This is a genomic window from Azospirillum sp. B506, assembly GCF_000333595.1.
Classification (GTDB): Bacteria; Pseudomonadota; Alphaproteobacteria; order Azospirillales; family Azospirillaceae; genus Azospirillum.
Map to the genome: position 1 here is coordinate 1 of NZ_BADK01000750.1, position 18,807 is coordinate 18,807.

Annotated in this window: 21 protein-coding genes; 7 read left to right on the plus strand and 14 right to left on the minus strand. The window is 63.8% G+C overall.

Features of this window, described 5'->3' with window-relative positions:
* The coding region (locus I71_RS23510) for an asparagine synthase-related protein (protein ID WP_042699142.1) at positions 1 to 641 on the plus strand (641 nt) is incomplete at its 5' end.
* Between the two features lie 18 nt (positions 642 to 659).
* Here I71_RS23510 and I71_RS35200 read toward each other — a convergent pair.
* The 4 genes from I71_RS35200 to I71_RS35205 form a co-directional block, all read right to left on the minus strand.
* Positions 660 to 1,397: a 2OG-Fe(II) oxygenase gene (locus tag I71_RS35200; RefSeq protein WP_049976295.1), complete on the minus strand. Its 738-nt coding sequence runs from the start codon at positions 1,395 to 1,397 to the stop codon at positions 660 to 662.
* A gap of 36 nt (positions 1,398 to 1,433) precedes the next feature.
* Positions 1,434 to 1,724 (minus strand): PqqD family protein, encoded by a 291-nt coding sequence (locus I71_RS23520; RefSeq protein ID WP_042699145.1) that lies wholly within the window; start codon positions 1,722 to 1,724, stop codon positions 1,434 to 1,436.
* Positions 1,725 to 2,034: 310 nt separating this feature from the next.
* Positions 2,035 to 2,388 (minus strand): hypothetical protein, encoded by a 354-nt coding sequence (locus I71_RS23525; protein WP_042699148.1) that lies wholly within the window; start codon positions 2,386 to 2,388, stop codon positions 2,035 to 2,037.
* A 206-nt stretch (positions 2,389 to 2,594) separates the two neighbouring features.
* Positions 2,595 to 2,798: a hypothetical protein gene (locus I71_RS35205; RefSeq protein ID WP_049976296.1), complete on the minus strand. Its 204-nt coding sequence runs from the start codon at positions 2,796 to 2,798 to the stop codon at positions 2,595 to 2,597.
* 59 nt (positions 2,799 to 2,857) lie between these two features.
* On the opposite strand from I71_RS35205, the gene I71_RS35210 reads away from it, so the two are divergent.
* Positions 2,858 to 3,259, plus strand: coding sequence for an SDR family oxidoreductase (locus tag I71_RS35210; RefSeq protein ID WP_049976297.1), 402 nt, complete (start codon positions 2,858 to 2,860; stop codon positions 3,257 to 3,259).
* A gap of 145 nt (positions 3,260 to 3,404) precedes the next feature.
* Here the strand turns inward: I71_RS35210 and I71_RS23535 are convergent, their stop codons facing one another.
* On the minus strand, positions 3,405 to 3,680 hold the full coding sequence (locus tag I71_RS23535; protein WP_148294345.1) for a hypothetical protein: 276 nt from the start codon (positions 3,678 to 3,680) through the stop codon (positions 3,405 to 3,407).
* A gap of 547 nt (positions 3,681 to 4,227) precedes the next feature.
* Between I71_RS23535 and I71_RS23540 the strand changes: the two genes are divergently transcribed.
* Together I71_RS23540 and I71_RS23545 are read left to right on the plus strand one after the other, a co-directional pair.
* Complete coding sequence (locus tag I71_RS23540) at positions 4,228 to 5,013, plus strand: 2OG-Fe(II) oxygenase (RefSeq protein ID WP_049976298.1); 786 nt, start codon at positions 4,228 to 4,230, stop codon at positions 5,011 to 5,013.
* A 17-nt stretch (positions 5,014 to 5,030) separates the two neighbouring features.
* Positions 5,031 to 5,675, plus strand: a complete 645-nt coding sequence (locus I71_RS23545) for a hypothetical protein (RefSeq protein ID WP_148294347.1) — start codon at positions 5,031 to 5,033, stop codon at positions 5,673 to 5,675.
* A gap of 61 nt (positions 5,676 to 5,736) precedes the next feature.
* Here I71_RS23545 and I71_RS23550 read toward each other — a convergent pair whose 3' ends face one another.
* Positions 5,737 to 6,939 carry a nucleotidyltransferase family protein gene (locus tag I71_RS23550; RefSeq protein ID WP_159107427.1) on the minus strand — a complete coding sequence of 401 codons (1,203 nt, stop codon included), beginning with the start codon at positions 6,937 to 6,939 and terminating at the stop codon, positions 5,737 to 5,739.
* A gap of 274 nt (positions 6,940 to 7,213) precedes the next feature.
* Between I71_RS23550 and I71_RS23555 the strand changes: the two genes are divergently transcribed.
* Positions 7,214 to 8,311 carry a hypothetical protein gene (locus tag I71_RS23555; protein ID WP_049976299.1) on the plus strand — a complete coding sequence of 366 codons (1,098 nt, stop codon included), beginning with the start codon at positions 7,214 to 7,216 and terminating at the stop codon, positions 8,309 to 8,311.
* 197 nt (positions 8,312 to 8,508) lie between these two features.
* Here the strand turns inward: I71_RS23555 and I71_RS23560 are convergent, their stop codons facing one another.
* Positions 8,509 to 9,102, minus strand: a complete 594-nt coding sequence (locus tag I71_RS23560) for a polysaccharide biosynthesis/export family protein (RefSeq protein ID WP_042699162.1) — start codon at positions 9,100 to 9,102, stop codon at positions 8,509 to 8,511.
* A 710-nt stretch (positions 9,103 to 9,812) separates the two neighbouring features.
* Here I71_RS23560 and I71_RS23565 point away from each other — a divergent pair.
* The gene (locus I71_RS23565; protein WP_159107428.1) at positions 9,813 to 11,159 is read left to right on the plus strand and encodes an outer membrane beta-barrel protein; all 1,347 of its coding nucleotides are present in this window, start codon (positions 9,813 to 9,815) and stop codon (positions 11,157 to 11,159) included.
* A 21-nt stretch (positions 11,160 to 11,180) separates the two neighbouring features.
* On the opposite strand, the gene I71_RS23570 is transcribed toward I71_RS23565, so the two are convergent.
* Positions 11,181 to 12,464: a glycosyltransferase family 4 protein gene (locus tag I71_RS23570; RefSeq protein ID WP_159107429.1), complete on the minus strand. Its 1,284-nt coding sequence runs from the start codon at positions 12,462 to 12,464 to the stop codon at positions 11,181 to 11,183.
* 420 nt (positions 12,465 to 12,884) lie between these two features.
* Here I71_RS23570 and I71_RS23575 point away from each other — a divergent pair, with 420 nt between their 5' ends.
* A complete protein-coding gene (locus I71_RS23575; RefSeq protein WP_042699169.1) occupies positions 12,885 to 13,376 on the plus strand; it encodes an RT0821/Lpp0805 family surface protein in 492 nt (163 codons plus the stop codon).
* 1,083 nt (positions 13,377 to 14,459) lie between these two features.
* Here I71_RS23575 and I71_RS35215 read toward each other — a convergent pair.
* From I71_RS35215 to I71_RS23605, 6 genes are all read right to left on the minus strand, one after another.
* On the minus strand, positions 14,460 to 15,176 hold the full coding sequence (locus I71_RS35215) for a hypothetical protein (RefSeq protein WP_148294348.1): 717 nt from the start codon (positions 15,174 to 15,176) through the stop codon (positions 14,460 to 14,462).
* The gene (locus I71_RS35220; RefSeq protein ID WP_148294349.1) at positions 15,173 to 15,574 is read right to left on the minus strand and encodes a hypothetical protein; all 402 of its coding nucleotides are present in this window, start codon (positions 15,572 to 15,574) and stop codon (positions 15,173 to 15,175) included. Before I71_RS35220 ends, I71_RS35215 begins: the two co-directional genes overlap by 4 nt.
* A gap of 165 nt (positions 15,575 to 15,739) precedes the next feature.
* The gene (locus I71_RS36345; RefSeq protein WP_083897367.1) at positions 15,740 to 16,342 is read right to left on the minus strand and encodes an OmpA family protein; all 603 of its coding nucleotides are present in this window, start codon (positions 16,340 to 16,342) and stop codon (positions 15,740 to 15,742) included.
* 32 nt (positions 16,343 to 16,374) lie between these two features.
* On the minus strand, positions 16,375 to 17,007 hold the full coding sequence (locus tag I71_RS23595) for a hypothetical protein (protein ID WP_042699175.1): 633 nt from the start codon (positions 17,005 to 17,007) through the stop codon (positions 16,375 to 16,377).
* 37 nt (positions 17,008 to 17,044) lie between these two features.
* Positions 17,045 to 17,614 (minus strand): hypothetical protein, encoded by a 570-nt coding sequence (locus I71_RS23600; RefSeq protein ID WP_042699178.1) that lies wholly within the window; start codon positions 17,612 to 17,614, stop codon positions 17,045 to 17,047.
* The coding region (locus I71_RS23605) for a DUF4384 domain-containing protein (RefSeq protein ID WP_148294350.1) at positions 17,614 to 18,807 on the minus strand (1,194 nt) is incomplete at its 5' end. The genes I71_RS23600 and I71_RS23605, both read right to left, overlap by 1 nt.

Sequence of the window (18,807 nt, forward strand, 5' to 3'; positions counted from 1 at the left end):
GCCCCCGACGGGCTGCGCGCCTGCCGCGCCAGCTTGCGGGGGACGGAACCTATGTGGCAGCGGCGCACGGCGTTGCGGCGGAGGCGGCCGAACGCATCGACATGGATGAGGTCTGGGGAGCCTACATCTCCGGCGACCGCCGCGCCGCCTGGGACCGGCGCGCGCGTCTGCGCCTGATGGAGCGCACCTGGATGGCGCGCACGCTATCGACCTGTCAGCATTTTCGCGATGGTGTGGAACGGCGCGACCCTTTGGGCGACGTGCGGTTGGCGGAATTCTGCTTCGCCATCCCCGCCGACCAGTTCACCCGCTTTGGCCAGGATCGTTTCCTTGCCCGCCGCGTGCTGGCCGACCGCCTGCCGCCCGAGGTGCTTCAGGAGCGACGCATTGGACGCCAGGGGGCGGAATGGTTCGATTGGATCGGCCGCCAGCGGGCCTGGCTGGCGGCCGAACTCGATGGCATCGAGGCGAGCGCCTTGGGCCGCGAAGTGATCGATGTGCCCCGGCTGCGCGCCATCCTCGATGACTGGCCGGCGGACGCGGAGGTGGCTGAGCCCCGCTATATGCAGGTGATGAACATCCTTGGGCGCGGGGTGGCCGTCGGCTCCTTCATCCGTTGGGCGGAAGGCGCCAACATGTAGGGACACGCCACCACCCGGTCATTCCCCTTGGCCGTTCCGCTGATAGAACCAGGCGCTGTAGTTGAGACGGGCCCAATCGCCCGCCGCCTCCGTCATCGGTTCCACCGCGTGGTTTATATTGCTCTGCGGATCGAACAGGATCAGGCGGTTGGTCGCGGGCTCGATACAATCGATCCCGCCATCCTGCCGCTGCATCAACAGCCGCCCCCCGAATTCCGCTCGCCAATCCGTGTGCAGGTAGAGAACCGCGCACAGCACACGTCCCGGCACCTGATCGGAATGCCAGCGTAGAAAATGCTCCCTGCCCAGGCTCTTCAAATTGATCGTGCCGGTATGGCCGACCGGTTGCCCGGTGATGGCCGTCAGCCATTGGTGGAAGGCGGGACCCTTGAGTTCCTTGCGGAACATCATGTCGGTCAGGACCGCCGGGGACATGCGTTTGTCGGGATGGGGGCCGACATAGATCCCTTCATGGATGAAGCGGCAGTCATCGCCGACCCCCTCGAACTGTTCCTTGGTTACCCACTCGCGAGTCCCGTAGACCCTGAAGAATGTTTTGACGATGCCATCCTCCAAGAGGACCTGGCGGATCTTGGGCAGATGTTCCGGCGCCAGGAAATCGTCGATGACCATGTACCGCTCCGGGCTGGCCTGGAAGCGGCGGCGCAACGCGACGATGGCGTCGGCCTGCAGATGGCGGGGCTGGACCCAGCGGGCAAGGGCGGTGTGACTGTCGGGCGGCAGGGAATCGCTCATGGGGGCTGACATCCGCGGCAGTTGTGGCAAGACCGCCTACAGCGGCATCTCGGCGACCAGCAGGCCCTTCGCCTGAAGACCATCGAACAGGGACAGCAGATCGGCTTCGATGACGGCCGGATCGCCCTCATAGCTGTCCACGAGGTCGCGGACCATGTCCGCCACCACCGTGGGTCGGTCGAGCCGGCGCCAGATGTCGGACGCGACCGGGTTCAGCCCGTAATACTCCCCCAGCGCGGCGTTCATCATGACCACCTCACCGTTGACATCGGCGGCCAGGACGTCGGGTTTGCGCCAAACGCGGGACTGCGGGGTGATGGAGGGCATGCGAGGGTCCGCCGGGAACGAGGGAATGACCTGGAGATATCAGCAGCCATTCCCGAAAGAATGCAAGCGCCCTGCGACCTGTGGTCACGCCGTCGCCCGGATGTTCTCGTCCTGATGCCCGCTCCCCTTCCCCCGCGTCATTCCTGGCGCAGGGTTTCAATCGGCGGCCCGGGGCGGCGTTGGCCGGGTGGGCCAACATCGGGTCGGTCAGGCCGGACCGCTGGCGCGGCGCGGACCACGGACAGGTCGGCCAGGGGGGCGTAGCTTTCCAGCGCCACTCCCCCGCCCAGCAGGACGACCCCGTCATGGATCAGCCAGGCATGGGCGTCCAGCGCTCCACCGGTCCTGGGGACGCGAAGGGGATGGTGAATTCGCACATGCCGCGTCGGCCCAAAAGAAGGGCGCGGGGAACGGCCTTCACCAGCAAGTGGGTGGAGAATGGCATGGCCCCCGCCAGCCGGTTGACCCGCCGCGCCACGGCCGCCGCCCACGCCCCGCCGCCGGCCGGCGGGCCCGGAGGCATCCCGTCACCCGCCCCGTCACCCGCCGGAGCGGGGGGGGCGAACATGCCCGTGACCCAGCGGATCGGCATGACGAAAACCAGAATCCATGCCAGGACCAGGGCGGCGACGGTTTCCACCTTCAGGGCGGTGTTCAGCAGCATAGGGCCTGCTCCAACATCTCCGGCGTGGCCGGCATCGGTCCGGTGGGAACGGCGGGCTTGAGCCCTGGCTGGGGGCCTGATATCGCGGGATGGGCCGGGCTGTCCATGGGAATGCGCCGGTATTCCCGGGTTTCCCCGACCGCCGCGGACAGGGTGGCGTGGCGGGATCGACAATCGGGGCCGCCGACCAAGCTGCCACCGCCACTTCATGGGCGGATGCCAAGGTGCTGGTGGCGGCGGTGGCGGTGGTCGACATCCTTGAGCCGCAGGCCGGGGGCAACGCGCCCAACATCGCGGGCATTCGCGACCGGGCGGCCATCCATATCGGCGACATCGGCGATCTCCGCCTGTTGCGGGAGGTGTTGCCGGACCGCGACGTGGTGTTCAACCTGGCGGGCCAGACGGGACATCTGGAGTCCATGGTGGCGCCCTTGCAGGATCTGGATGCCAACTGCCGCGCCCCCTGGCCTTGCTGGAGGCCTGCCGCACACTGGCGCCGCGCGCCACCGTCGTCTACGCCAGCACGCGGCAGGTCTATGGCCGTCCCGTCAGCCTGCCGGTGGATGAAGGGCATCCCGTGGCACCCATTGACGTCAACGGCGTGCACAAGGCGACGGCCGATGCCTATCATGGCCTGTACGGGGATGTGCATGGGCTCGATACGCAGGTGCTGCGCCTGACGCTCGAAGGGCGCCCCATCCAGCTGTGGGGCGGGGACCAGCGTCGGGATTTCAGCCACGTCGACGACGTGGTGCAGGCGCTGTTGCTGGCGGCGCGTCTGCCGGGGCTGGGGGCAGGGCGGGGGCATCACCGTCACCCCCTTCCCGCCAGAACGAGCGCGGATCGACATCGGCGATTACCACACCGATGACCGGCTGTTCCGGAACGTGACGGGCTGGGCACCGCGCACGTCGCTGACGGAGGGGGTGACGGCGACCCTGGATTATTACCGGACCGCCCTGTCCCTCCATCTTTGACCGCCGGCGCCATCCCGGTCGCAGGGGTGCCGCCCTCGATCAGGACCGGATCGCCTTGCCGCATTGCCCATGACCGACGGTTGCTTCCCATGCGTGTTCCCTTGAACGACCTGCGCCGCCCGTCACGGGCCTGTCCAGAAACAGGTGCCGGACCAGCAGCGCACCGCCCAACAGGGCGCCCCCCGCCATGATGGCGATGCCCAGGAACGCGCCGAGGCGCAAAGGCAGGGTGGAGAAGTTCAACGCGATGGACAGGCACAGGCGGACCAGGCGATGCACTGAACGCGTATGCCGGGTATCCGCCGGGAGAATCATGGTCTGGTCGCCACCGCCAGGACGGAGCCGCCGAAGGGCAGGGCGACGGCAGGCAGCGATACCACCACATCGCGCCATCCGCCTTGTCCATCAAGGCGTACTCGATTTCATCCATGCCGGCCCCATTCCCCAGCGATGACTCACACGGAAAACCAAAAGCTCAGAGTGTGTCTTGTGCTTCGATAAGCACCAGGCAGACTCTGAGCAAAGCTCCGGAGACCGGGCAACGGAAACGGACTGCGATTCCCTGCGCGGATCGGGCTGCGACGATGGGGCATGGGCGGCAAGTCTCCGGTGACGGCAAGCGGGGAAGAGCGGCGGGCCTCCGAGGGCATCGAGCTTCCGAGGCCGAAATCGATGCATCCGCCATCACACGCGCCCGGCTTTCCGATTTTCCCCCGATATATTCTCGCGCAATCCGTCGCAATCACCATGATTAATATCCAAAAGGTTGATGAATTGCGACATGACTGCGCTCAATGGGACTTGCAATCCCCCGGCTTTCCGCAGGATGGTGGCGCGACGCCCACCGACCCGGACATCATGCATGCGGTCCCTGCTTTCCGGCATCGCTCCGGCCGACATCCGCCTCGCCCCCTTTCCCCATGTGATCGTGCCGGACGTGCTGGACGAGGAGATCCACCGCGCCCTGAACGAAAGCTATCCGCCCTTCCCGGTGATCGGTTGGGCCGGATCGAAGCCGCCGGGCAGCAACCGCCGCTATCAGCTTTCGGCATGGCCCATCATCCATCACCCCGACCTGCCGCAGGTCTGGAAGGACTTCGTGACGCTGCATGCCTCGCCGGCCTTCTTCGCCGAGGTCGTGGCCCTGTTCCACGACCATTGGCCGGCGGCGTTGAAGGAGGCGTTGGACGGCGATCTGCTTGGCCATCCGATGGGGATGCTGATGCGCGACAGCTATGAAACCGTGCGCATCCTCCAGGACGCACGGATGGAGATCAACACACCGGTGACCGCCGGGCCGTCGTCGTCGCGTGGCCCCCATCTCGACATGCCGAACCGGCTGTTCACCTGCCTCTACTACCTGCGCCACCCCGACGACGATGCGGTGGGCGGCGACCTGGAGTTGTTCCGCTGGAAGAACGGGCCTGTCGCCGACATCGAGGGCTATGCCCTGCCAGCCGAGTCGGTGGAGGTGGCGGCGGTCGTTCCCTATCGCGCCAACCAGATGGTGATCTTCCCGCAGGGCATCGACGCCATCCACGGAGTCGGCGTGCGCCATCCCACGCCGCACACCCGGCGCTATGTCTTCATCAGCGCCGAGATTGAACGGAGCTGGCTGGTGTCGCCCACGGCACCGGCATGGGCCTGAGCAAGGAGTGGAAACGAGTGAGAGTTCTGGTCTACGGCATGCAGTCGAGCGGGGCGACCGCCTTCACGCTGTTCCTGGCGCAACGCCCCGATTGTCTGGCGCTGGTCGACGTTGCCAACAATTTCGCCGCCCCGCGGATCGCCAGCCCGGTCGACATGGTGACCAAGGTGGTGGTCACCACTGCCTATCCGCTGGCCGTCCACATCGAGCGGTTCCGGCCCGACCGGGTCGTCCTGCTGCTGCGCGATCCGCGCGACAACTATGTCAGCCTGCGGACCAAGAACTACCGGAACCACTCCGGCCTGATGGACGAGAAGTTCCTGATCCTCGATCAGGTCTTCGCGGAGCGAGACCGCTTCGATGCCGTCATCCGCTACGAGGACTTCGTCGCGCGCGACCCGGCGGTGCTGGAAACGGTGCGGGGCCTCGGCTGGCCGGTGGAGGAGGATTTCTACACCTACCGTCGCCGCCACGACGAGATGTTGGAGGCCCTGTGGCGGCACGCCCCCGGCCTGATGGCCGAATTCGAGTTCGTGTTCGGCAATGTGCAGGGCACCGGGGTGTCGGACCGCTTCCGCGACAAGCCGCGCGAGGAGGAGGTGGAGAGCCGGTTGGAGGCGCTGTGCCCGCGTCTGCTCGCCCATTACCGGATGGGCGGCTGACAGCGGCTCGGCCGGGAGTGGAGGCGGCGATCCGGGTGCTTCGACAAGCATCCGGTGGGGGTCAGGGGCCCCGATGCGCGCCCGGACGGCGATCCGGGTGCTGGAGCGGACGGTGCGGCAGCCCGGCCCTTCCCGTCTCCCACAGCACGCGGATGAAGCGTACCGCATAATAAAGGAAGCCCAAGGCCGGAGGCAGCCGGAGGAAATTGCGGTCGGTCACCGTCGGCTGCAGCCGCAGCCGCAGCCGTGCCAGCCATGCGGACCGGCGCTGCGTCAGCGCCAGCTCCGCCCGCAGGATCCGGAACCGCCCGACCCGCCGCACCATGTCGTATTCGGACAGCGGCGGCAGGGCCAGAGCCATCGGAACGACCGATTCGGCCTGAAGGACGCCTGCCCTGGCCCGGGCTGGAAGCCGGGGGAACATCGGCGGGATGCCGGCCGGTTCGCAGCCGAACAGCGAACGGCACAGGCGCAGCGAGAGGGCAAGATGCCGTTCCGTGCCGGCAAGACGCGCGATCTCCGCAACTTCGGCCCAGTCCAGGTCCGTCCGCCGGGTCACCGCAGCGATGTCGGCCAGCCATTGCAGGCGGAACCAGCGATGATGCGCCCCATGATAGGCGGCATAGGCCATGGAAGCGGGCAGCGCCGGGGTCCGGACCCGGACGCCGGCAAGCTGCACCTCCACGGCGGTCTCGAAGGGGCGGAAGGCGCGCGTCGGGGCCAGCCTTTCGTCCTCCCCCATCCGCGTGTGCAAATCGATCAGGGCACCGGTGCGGCCGTGGCGCAGGGTGACGGCGTTCTGGCAGACCAGCACGTCAGCATCCGTCCCGCCATAGCCCAGCCCGAGCAGAAGCCGGCGGGCAGGCCCTTCATCGTCCGGCCGGACGAGCAGATCGAGATCGCTGCAGACGCGCCGGAACGGATGTCCATGGATCTGGGCCGACAGGACCGGGCCCTTGAGCGCCAGCATATCGATGCCGGCGTCGGAAAAGCACCGGGCGACGCGGGCGAGTTCGCCCGCCCGCTGCAACGCCACCGCCGTGGCCGCCCGTTCCCCCTGCTTCAAGGCCGCACGCACATGCTCCGGGATGTCCGCTTCCGGATCCAGCAGGGACGTCATGAGCAGATCGAGCCGATGGTGCCGGACGCAGGTGAGCAGCAGGCTCCAATCGAGATCCTGGGCCAGTCCCGTCCCGGCGCCCGCCATCCAGGCTTGCGGACGGAACGGGACGCCTTTCAGACTTGCCGTGGCCGCGTCAAGCATGACGCGGAGTTCGGGAGCCAGGGCCGCGATGACAGTTTCCGGCGGATGGTGCAGGGAAGGCAACGGCATCGACGTCGGATACAAGGAATGGCTTTCAGGAGCGTTTATCGGAGCGGCGATCCTATCATCTGCCCGTAGACGGAGGAAGCGGGAGCGCTTGGCGTCAGGCGAAATGTCCGGGCGCATGAAAGCTACCGATTGCAAGCCTGCAGGGAAAACGTATTAATGATCTTCGCAGTCCGTCGGGTGGGTCAGAGGGAAAAGAGGCGTCGCCATGAAAGTTCCGGCACAGCTACTGGCCATCGCCGTGGCAGCCGCCACCGTCGGTTTTTGCGGTCCGGCCATGTCCCAGCAGGGCTCCCAGCAGGGGCAAGGCGGTGCCGCCGCCCAGGGCGATGTCAGCACGCTTCCCCCCGCGCTGCGCGCGGCGGTGCTCAGCGGCAACCCCCAGCAGGTGACACAGGCGCTCAACACCCTGTCGGCCGGAAATCCGCAGCGCAGCGCCGAGCTGGCGCAGGCGGTGGTGACCGCGGCGGAGCGGCTGCTCAGCGTCAACCCGCAGGCGGCCATCCAGGCGGCGGCGGCGGCGGTCGAGGCGGTGCGCGCCGCAACGGTCCAGTCTTCCGCGCCGCAACAGACGGTCACCGTCCTGACCACCGCCGCGCGCATCTTCGTAACGCCGCAGGTCCAGGCCGTCGCCCCGGTCGTCGCCGCCAACGTCGCCGCGGCTGCCGTCGCGGCCTCCGCCACCATCAACAACCCGGCGGTCACCGCCGCGGTGTGCGCCCAGGCCGTCACGGTCGCCGAGCGGGTTCTGCCGGTCGCCCCGGCACTCGCGGTGCAGCTTGCCAGTTCCGCCGTGCAAACGGTGCAATCCCAGCCGGTGATGACCTCGGCGCCGGCCCAGACGATGAATGTGGTCACCGTCGCCGCCCGCGTCGCCATTTCGCCGGATGCACAGCGGGTGGCTCCCCAGACGGTCGCCAGCATCGCCATCGCCACGACACAGATCGCCACCAACCCGGTCGTCTATCAATCGTCGCCGCAAGGCGCCATCGCCGTCATGGCGAATGCCTACAGCGCCGCCACCTCGCAGACGGTGGCCGCCGCGGTGCCCAGCGCCGGCGGCACCGTGACCCAGACACTGAACCAGGCGAGCACGACCACGTCGCTGAGCGCCAGCAACCCGACCAACGCATCGCAGATCAACGACATTCTCAACCGCCAGCAGCCCACCACCAGAACGGCGACGGAAACCCCGTCGGGCACGGCGCAGCAGACGACGACCAATACCACCACGAACACGACCAACAACAACGACACCCAGACCATCATTCCGACGACCTCGATCTTCACGTCGAGTCCGAGCTGATCCTGAAGAGGCCGTTGCCTGGAGTTTCTTGTCACGCGATCAAGCGGAAGTCCCGCCTCACGCTCGCCGGTAAGGGCCGCGACCGCGGCCCCCGGGTTTTTGGCAATCGGCTTTTGAAGGGCGGTTTTGAAGGGCGGCTTTTTTGACGGTCGGGTGCGACAGGCCATTTTGCCGACCTGCCACACCCGATCCGCAGATCAGAAGCGGCGCTCCAGCACCTTCACGATGTCGCCGGGCAGCAGCGGGGTCCGTTCCGTCGCGCGGTATTCCTTCTGGCCCTCCTCATCCGGACGGACCAGGACGACCTCCCCTTGGCGGGCGCGGTAATCGTAACCACCGGCCCGGGCAACCGCGCTCAGAACGGTCATGCCGGTGGTATAGGGGAATTCACCGGGTTGCCGGACCTCGCCGAGCACATAGTAAGGACGGAAGGTCTGCACCTCCACCGCCACATTCGGCACCTGCATGTAGTTGTCGCGCTTCAGCGCGTCCTCGATGCGCTTGGACAGAGTCTTGGCGGTAACGCCGCTCGCCGCGATGTTGCCGACCAGCGGCATGGCGATGTTGCCGGCCGGGTCCACCGTGAAATCTCCCGACAGGTTGGCTTCGTTGAACACGATGACGCGAACGCGGTTGCCAGGCTCCAACCGATACCCATCGGCCGGATTTGCGATCTTGGACGGAGCCGGTTCGCTGGGGAAATCGCCGACCGTCGAGGAAAGCGTGCCACAGCCGCTGAGCAGCAGAACCGTCAACAGAGAGGCGCCGATACGTCGGGAAAGCAGGTTCATATCAATGGATCCATCGAATCGAGAGGCGATTCCGATCGATTCGGTTCGCCAACAATGCCGCGCCGCCAGCATAAATCAGCTCAAGGGGTTAATCCATCAAGCAAGACGGCGCAACTGAAAATCATAAAGCCTCCACATCCGAAACGGATGTCTGGGCTGTAAGAAGAATATGCAAGGCTGTAATCAGGAGAATTGGAAACGAACAGGGGATGAGACATTTCGGGCAGGGTCTATCTCCTGGGTAGGATGCTTCACTTTTCCAATTCCCTGTTCCCGTCTCACAGGCGGATCGCGAGAGCCCGTGCGCGATGCGGGGGAGGCCGAGGACGACGAGGCTCCCGCATTCGACGGCATTCCCTGCGGCCCCGCTCTTGGGGAAGTCGGAATGCCGCAAATGAAATCCGCAAACCGCTTTCGCTTCCTCCAGTTTGTGGCGGGGTGATCTGTCTTTCCAAAGCCTTGCACCGGAGACAGGGCATCTCGGTGCCCACTGGCCCGCACATCATGTGCGTGTCGGCTTTAGGTTGTTTCATTCATAGAATTTTCTCTGCCACTGGAATGCTGCCGGGAAAAATGTTACCCCCTATGGATATACGCCTTGCCATTTCTGAGCAGAATCTTAACGGACGTCGAGGATCCCGCATATGAATTTCGCCTGGCCATGCACTCGGCAATCGCTCAACGACCTGTTTCGTGGCAAGGAAATGACGATGCGGCCCGATTCCGTGTGGGCATCGGCCCCCAAGCCCTTCACCTCGGTCTCCCTGCTCGCTCTCGCTGCCTTCTGTGCGTTGCCCGCACAGGCACAAAGCATCAAGACGCAAGACAAAGCCGATCCTCGCCGCGCCAATTCGGCCAAGATCCTGCAGGAGCAGAACCCCCAGGACAAGGACGGTGGAAAAGACGACGAAAAGCAGGTCGACGATTCCTATCAACCCAAGGGCATCGAGCTCGGCTCCTTTCTGCTTCTGCCGCAAATCGAGGTGAGCGAAGGCTACAACAGCAACATCTATGCCCGGGCAACCGACAGGAAATCGGATTTCACCACCCGGATCACGCCGGAATTCCAGCTGCGGTCCCGCTTCGCCAATCATATGCTGAACATCTCGGCACGGGCGGAGCAGTCCCTGTTCGCGACCTATACCGACGACAATCACCTGGATGCCTCGACCAACATCGTGGGACGCTACGATTTCAGCCGGGAATGGGAAGCGAACGGTTCGTTCGACGCCTATCAGGCCTATGAGGACCGCGGAAGCCCCGATGCCGTCAACGGCAAGTCCCCCACCCCCACCTACGGCTTCGGCGGGCGGACCGGAACCAAGTTTCAGGTCGGCCGCTACACCTTTTCGAGCGAGATCAACGGCGCGCGGCGCATGTTCGGCAACGTCGACACGTCTGCCGGCACCACCATCAACAACTCCGACCGCGACCGGAACGAATTCGGGGCGATGGGCCGCGGTTCCTACGAACTGTTCCCCGGCTATGCTGCCGTGGCTCAGGTCGAAGTCAATCGACGCCAGTATGACTCCAGCCGCGACCGCGCCGGTTACAACCGCTCCAGCAGCGGCTGGCGGGCCGAAACCGGCATCGGCGTCGACATCACCCAGCTGGTGCGCGGCGACTTCCTGATCGGCTACCTGAAGCAGGACTACGAGGATTCGCGTTTCAAGGATCCGTCGGGACTGGCGGTGAAGTCGGTCCTCAACTGGACCCCGAACCGCATGACCGTGGTTGCACTCTCCCTGGAGCGCTCGGTGCAGGAAACGACCACGGTCAATGCGTCCGGCATGGTGCATAGCGGCGCCAGTGTCCTGATCCGCCACGAAATGCAGCGGAACATCATCCTGACCGGGACGGCAAGCGCCTTCCAGGACGAGTTCAAGGGCGCCAACCAGACGAACTGGACCTACGACGCCCGTGCCCGTGCGGTGTATGCCCTGCAGCCCGAACTGTATGTCGGCGGCGAGCTCGGCTTCCGCCGCCGCACGTCCGACAAGACCGATGTGGGCTTCAGCCAGGGCGTGGCGCTGCTGCGCATCGGCGCCCGCATGTGATGGGGACGGGCCTCCGCGCCCTCAGGCGGCGGCCCGCTGGCAGCACTCTTCGATGAGAGCGGAAAAACGGCTGCCGATGCGGTCGATGTCGAAGGCATCGGCGGCATAGGCAGCCTGCCCATCGGCAAGGGATTTCCGCAAGGCGGCGTCCTGGCGCAGCCGCATGGCGGCAGCGATGAACCCCATTTCATCCGTCGGTTCCACACACACCCCTGCCTGCCGGCTCCGGATCAGCCGGTGGGCGTGATTGCTTGCCGGAAGCGCCCCCAGGATGGGACGGTTCGAGCAGAAATGGCTGTAGACCTTGGACGGCACCGACAATGCGCCGGCGAAGCTCTCCAGCACCACCACCGCGACATCGGCACTGGCCAACACCTGCGACAGGCTTTCGAAAGGCTGGAAATCCAACAGCAGGAGATTGTCCAAAGCTTCGGCCTGCTTGACGGTCTCCAGCCAGCGGCGGCCGATGCCCTGGCTGACCACGACCACCCGCACCTCCGGGTCGCCGCGGAAGCTGCGGGCCAGGGCGGCCAGCAGGCCCGGGTTGTGCTTCATCCCCATTGTGCCGGCACACAGGAAAACGAAGCGGTCCGCCAGGCCATGCGCACGGGACCAGGGGTTGTCCTTGGGCAGGGGGCGGATTTCACCCTGAGGCGCCCAGTTCTCCACCACGGCGCTGTGCGGGTGGCGAACCCCGTACCGCGCCAGCACCGGCAGGAAATCATCGGAAATGACCACCAGACCTGCTGAATTCCGCATCGTGCCGAATTCCACCCGCTCCAGGAAGCGGCAGGCCGCCCAGCGCAGCGGCGCCGGCTTGTCCTTCAGGATTTCGGCGGCGCCGATCGAAAAGATGTCCTGGACCCAACACAGCAAAGGCAGGTTTTGCTTGCGCAGCGCCTTCAGCAGCGCGGACTGCACGGCCGGCGGCGTGTTGGTGGACAACACCACGTCGGGGTGGAACGCGCTGGTCCGCGCGCCCAGTCTGGCGCCATAGTCCATTTCCTGCCACCAGCGCCGCAGCAGCGCATATTTCGGCAGGGGGCGGCCGGTGCTGACCGCTTCGATCCACAGGCCGGCCGGGTCGGCGGCAGCGTGCGCCAAGCGGCCGCGCGGAGCCTCGACATCGGCGGAATAGAGATAAAGCACTTCATGCCCCTGACCGGCCAGCCAGCGGGCGAGCTGGATCGGAAAGGAATAGCCGCCGTAATCATGCAGGATGATGCGGCGGCGCGGCCCTTTGCCGGGCGGCGGGACCGTGGGGAGCCGGCGGGGCGGGGCCAGGACGATTTCGTCCACGCTCATCCCGTCATCGATCATTCTGCCGAAACACTCATCAGCCCTTCCAGGCTACCCCGCTCATCCCGTCTTTACACGAAAGCTTTGCCGCGTGCTGCAACCATGTTAAGCCCCCGCCTCGGCGATGCTTCGACAATGCACGGAATCGGACTGGCGGGCCGATACGCCCCACGATGCCGGACATCGAGAAAGAGGATCGTGGGCCGCATCGGGGATGCCGCGCCCCCCGCCTTCTCCGGACCAAGCCCCAAACGGTTCTCCCTTGGAGCGGGGCGGCGCTTCGGCATCTTGCGCTCCCCAGCGGCCTGGCCGCCCATCGGCAGCCTCCTGCGGACGGCATGGAGAAACCACGGACCGCTGCACAAACCGCCTCGCTTGCGCTATAACCGGGGGCAACAACCCTCGGAACAAAGATCGAGCCCTCCGATGCGTGCCCAGCCCCGTTTCTCCCGTATCGCCGCCGTCGCGGTGCTTGCGCTGTCCACCACCCTGGCCGGCTGCCAGACCGGGTCGATGGGCACCAAGGAAGGGTTCGGCACCGTCGGCGGCGCGGTCGCCGGCGGCCTGATCGGCTCGCGCTTCGGCGGCGGCTCGGGCAAGCTGGTGGCGGTCGGCATCGGCACGCTGCTGGGCGCCTTTGCCGGCCGCGAGATCGGCGCCTCGCTCGACCGTGCCGACCAGCAATATGCCGACCGTGCCGCCCATCAGGCCTACAGCGCCCCCATCGGCCAGCGGATCACCTGGAACAATCCGCAGTCCGGCAACCAGGGCATCATCGTGCCGGTCAAGGACGGTTATGACGGCTCCGGCGCCTACTGCCGCGAATTCCAGCAGACCATCGTCGTCGGCGGCCGCACCGAACAGGCCTTCGGCACTGCCTGTCGTCAGCCCGACGGATCATGGAAGATCGTGGGGTAGGAGATAGGCAAAAGGGGCCTTGTTCTAGGTCCTGTTGACATTCACCGTGTTGCCAAGACGGTAAATGTCAACAGGACCTAGAACTTCGTCCAAACTCGGGCGTAGAGCTTATAAAGCGCTTCACCGTCGAGGATTTTCCCTGTCGAGACGGTATTCCCACTATAATCCCTGACACGCTCCATGAAATTACGGTAATCGAGCGAAGCCGTCGGCGTGATATATATATAGCGGAAAATTATCAAAAATTCGGAAATCATGACCGATTTTTGTCTGAAGACCAACAAATTGTGGATTTGATGATTTCATCAACCCAGGCAGAACTGTTTTGATATCATCATCCACACCAATGCGGCATCCGAGGGAATAGGTCGTATCTCCCTTCTGTGAACATGGATCATCCTCATTCTTAGGAGACGTATATTCAAACCGCATCGAACGACCTTGGTCCGATACTTGGCCTCGTAAACCAATGGAAAGGATTGCCGAAGGACGCAAAAGTGACCGGCGATCCGATCTCGGCAGGCCGCGATCATTCAGCCCAATATCCACCGACGCGGAACTCCAGGCCATTCAGATTGTAGTTGAATAGGAACTCCGAATCATTGATCATTATGCTGCCATAAAACCTAAATCCGGAAAACCCATGTCCGGAGAAACTCAATATCGGGGACTGGCGGTTCGGCGTCCCTGGATTCCAAATATTCCACTCCGTTGCGGCTCCTAAAGTCAGATAGACATCATTTCCAAATATATTGCTCAATATAGGCTTCAAAACTTCAGGCCGTTGAGCAGAGGCATTGCCAATCGGCGTTGCGTTGGCTGTCTATGATAAAGCCTCCCCAGACAGCAATAATGGAAAGAGGGAGATGAGCAGAGATTTATTCTTCATATGCGAGGTTTCATTGGATTTGATTTTTGATACATTTGATTTAGGCATGTCAAATCACGATCGGCCAGGAAAGGAACCGGTGCTGTGCATACCATGGCGGCACGGTTCATCGGGGGCTTGGCACCAGATGGCTTCGGGCGACCGAAAGGCGCTGGAGTGGAATCGACTCGCTCCCGTCCCCCATCGATCAGACGTCACTGTCCACCGAAATTGCAGCGCACATTGGGTTCGGCGGGGCTATAGCCGGACACGGGCCGGCCAGCCGTATTCAATATATTGAAATAAACCAATTCCTGCCTGCTGAGAACGATCGCGCAATCATGTTGAACTTTTGCCGCATAGGTGACGATCTCCAAGGAAGCACCCATGAACGTCAGGTACTCGATCCATGACGACGTCTCTGCGCTATTGAATCGCTCAAGGCTCTGTATTGCTTCGACCGCCTTACCCTGGCGAAGAGCGCTGTACATATATTCGTTGGCGGTGTCTGATCGGGAAATCGAACCGGGATGGATCATGATGGTTGCCCGGTCATCGACAAAACGGACAACGCCTCCCAGGAATATGTCAACGCAGGCACTGGCGCACACCGCTCCTTTGGGAACTCTGGTCGAAAGCCGACCGTTGCGGATCGCTCGCCCAAGCTTGTAGCCAGCCGCGCTGTCTCCACCCGGAGAATCCAGCCAAACCTCGCTGAAGCGGCCGGACCGCAGGGCGTATAGGATCCGGTCGACATCACTCATCGCAACCTCTCCACTCAGGAGAAGGATTGCCTCACCATCGGCGGAACCGGTCTCGCTCATCTGCAGGGCGCGGGCGCCATGGGTGAAAAAGACCAGGGCGAGGATGGCTGCGGCGGTGTGAAGAATTTGGCGCCTGGATCTTCGCCGGCAGAGGCGGCCCGACATCATGCCGCCTCCCACTGACCGTTCTTGCGGCAGTAGGTGCTTTCCTGGCGGACCGTGCCCTGGCCGGGAACGATGACCATTTCCTGCGTGGCGAAGCAGTCCTTGCCCGCCCCCTTGGCGGTGGTCTTGCCCGAAACGCCCTGGTTCTTGTTACTCGTCCACGCAGCGGTCGCCGGCTTGCCTTGATTGTTGTACGACTTGTCCAGCGCGGCGACGGTGGCTTCCGATGCCCGCTTGCGGTCCTCCTCGTCCAGGTAACGGCCGATCTGGCCGCCGATCAGGTATCCCGCCCCGGCGCCGATCAAGCCGCCGATGACCGCCCCCTTGCGTCCGCTGGTCTTGCCGCCGATGACCGCCCCCAGACCACCCATCGCCGCAGCTCCGATGAGTTGCCCCCCCATCTCGTTGCTTCCCGTGCTGTTGCAGGCGCTGACAAGCAGGGAACAGACAATGGCGACGCCAGCGGCTCTCGAAGAAAAAGCAACGGGTCGGCGCGAGGAGGCAATCACGAAGCATGTCATCGGAGGATCCCGTCAGGTGTTGGCGCAATCGGGTGGAAGGAACGATCAGTCGTTTATCCAGAATTCGACCCGGCGGTTTTTGCTGTCTTCGGAATAGCGTGGTTGGGATTTTCCCCGGCCTTCCACGGAAAATCTCCGGCTGTCGAGGCCATAGTCATGGACCAGGGCATTCAGAATGCCGGCGGCCCGCCTTTCCGACAGTGCCAGATTGTATTGGTCGGACCCTATGGAGTCGGTATGGCCAACAATTTTTAATTGTAGATTAGGCTGTTCCTGCAGGTACGCAGCGAGATTCGCCAGATGCGGTTGGAACCTGGGAGAAACGAACGCACTGTCATAGTCGAACTGGATCTGGATCGAAATCGCGTCGGCGGTGCCCTTTGACGGCTGCTGCCGCACGGCCGGGGACGCCGGCGCGTAAGCGGGGGGGCGGGGCGAGCTGGTCGAAATGGGCACTGAAGCGGAGGAAGCCGGCGCCGGGCGGGGCACCGCCACGACGCTGCGAGAATGATTTCCAAAAGCTTCCCGCAACTGATCGAGGGTTGGAACCGATGTTCCAAAATCAACAACATTATCCCTTGCAAAAGAAGATAATGGGAATACCGATATTAATATAAACAATCCGAAAGATGCCTGCATTTTATTCATGAAAATTCTCCTTTATTTCCGAGATGAACTTTCTATTTCCCGTACTGCATAGAAAAATCCTTGAAGAGTCGACATAGCCCGCCTCTGAAATGATATTCCGGCGGGCAGCCATGCTTGCCCGGAGGCACTTGATTCACCACGCACAAGCCATCGTAGAACTGGATACAGCAGGCTCCGTCGCGCCAGCCGGCGCAGCCGCACCCGACCTCCAGGTTGCCGCCGCCAATGTGCACATCGCCGTTGACCGCAACCGACCCGCAATTGCCCATGACGAGGTTCGATCCGGGGACCACCGTCACCCGCCCGTTGACGAAGGACTCCCCTTCAATCGCTATCGTTCCGCCATCGTTGTAGACATCGCCGTCGATGACGACCGTCCCCCCCCGGCTGCCGAGGGTCGTGGTCGAACTCCCCCCCCTGGCGGTGGCGGTAACGTCTTTGGTGTGGACGGTAGTGTTTACACCGCCCTGTCCGTTCGGAGCGGAGCCGATCCTGACCGACGCCGAACCACCGCCTTGGGCGCTGGAGGTCACATCGCCAGAGCTGACCCTGCTATTGAAGGATCCAGATGCCTGTGCCCTGGCATCGGCATGGAACAAACCGAGGTGAAGGACGGCTGCGGCAACCGCGACCATGGTCAGCCTAAGGAAATTATAGCGGGCCATCTCTCTCTGTCCTTTTCTCGTCCAGTCTCCGATCGGGTCAAGGTCTGACGATGACGTAAGTGTCACTGTGGTCGTCGAGTCTGTTCTGCAATTTTGAGCGCAAGACCTCCCGCTGAGCGCGTTCGATCTCCCGGTCGGCCGCGCTGCCGGATTCCCCCGAAGCGGTGGAGCCGTCGATGATCACGACCCCTCCGGCATTGCGGTCGAGCGCCTTCGCTGCCTTCCGCATCAGGATCTCCCGCTGCATGCGGTCGAGTTCGTCGTCGGCGGACATGCCGGACAATCGCCCGACCGGCGGCGCCGGAACTTGCTGGATGACAATCGTCGGAGCCGCAACGTCGGGAGACGCGGTGGAAGCGCCGCGTCTGTCTTGCGCAGCGGTCTTGTCGGGAAGCTTGCTGCCGTCCGAGCCGATGATCTTGATCGGCCCCGGTTTGCGCGGCTCTGCCACCACGTCGGCAGGCGCCGCCGGTTCGGCTTGTATGGGAGCCGGAGAGGGAACGGCCGCCGTGGCCGGGGCAGGGATTGCCTCGACTTTCTCCGTCGTCGCGGCACAACCCGCCATGGGGGCCGACAGCAACAGGATGATTGCGGGCCAGCGTCGCATCAGCCCCCCGCCCGGACCTGAATGGTCTTCACCGAGGTGCGGTTGGAGTCGATCTGGTTATGCTGATAAACCGGACAGGCGGCGCCACCGAAGTCGCAGCGTAACGGCGTCAGGTCCGGTTGCGCCAGAATATCCAGCCGCTTGTTGCCGGTGTATTCGACCTGGGTGGCCACACAGGCGATGTGTTCCGGATTGGCTGTGTTCAAATGAATTTCGAACGGATCGGACGGACGCGGAACCACCATGGCAGCGCCGGGCTGGATCAGGTTGTTCTGCTGGTGCTGATTGGGCAGTATCCGCACCGTCTGCACCCGATTGTTTTCGATGAAGTCGTAATAGCAATAGAGCTTGGCCGGAGCTTTGGTGGTGATGCGCACGTTTACGGCATCCCCGATCGCCAGATTGCGCTGGACCAGTGCAACCTCCAGGCCCAGCGGGTCGTCCCCCCCTGCCGGCACAGGGCCGGGCGTCCGCGGCAATTGGGTGGCGGGATCGACGGGCGGGCGCCGGACGATGGTGTCGGGCAGGACGTTCTCGCCATACAGCGCGGTGAACAGCGGGAAATCGAGACGACCGTCGGCATTCAGCCCTCGGCCGATCTTGGCGTCGTTGATCGCGTCGCGGAGCGCGCTGTTCATCGCACCGTCGATGGGACCGCGATAGAGGCCAAGCCTGGTCAGGCCCTGCTGCACCGCCCGGGTCCGATCCGCCGGGTCGAGATCGTCATAAAGGTTGCGGGCGGTCTGCATCGAGGCCGGATCGCTGGCTTCGAGACCCAGGCAGCGCTGATAGGGAACCCGGGTGAATTTTCCCAGCATTTCGATCACGGTATATTCGATCAAGGTCCGAACCGCCTGTCCGCGCCCTTCGTTTTCGACAGACGACAGCGATACCGACAGTCCCCCGCTGATCGCCCCGTTATGGATCAATCCACGGGCGGTCGTACCATCGTCGCTGCTCAGAACGGTGATGGTGTTGCTGGTTGATGTGTTTCCGATGACCGAGCGGCTTGAAACATCGACCATTTGAAGGTCGATGCTGATCGTTGTGCTGGATTGCCCCTTACCGTTACCGATCGATGCAAACGGAAGAGTAATGCTTGCCGAACGATTGTCCGATGTTACCGCGTTATCCATTTGAGATATGGAGCCACGGATATAGTATATTGGGATATTTTTACTAGGAACTGTGGG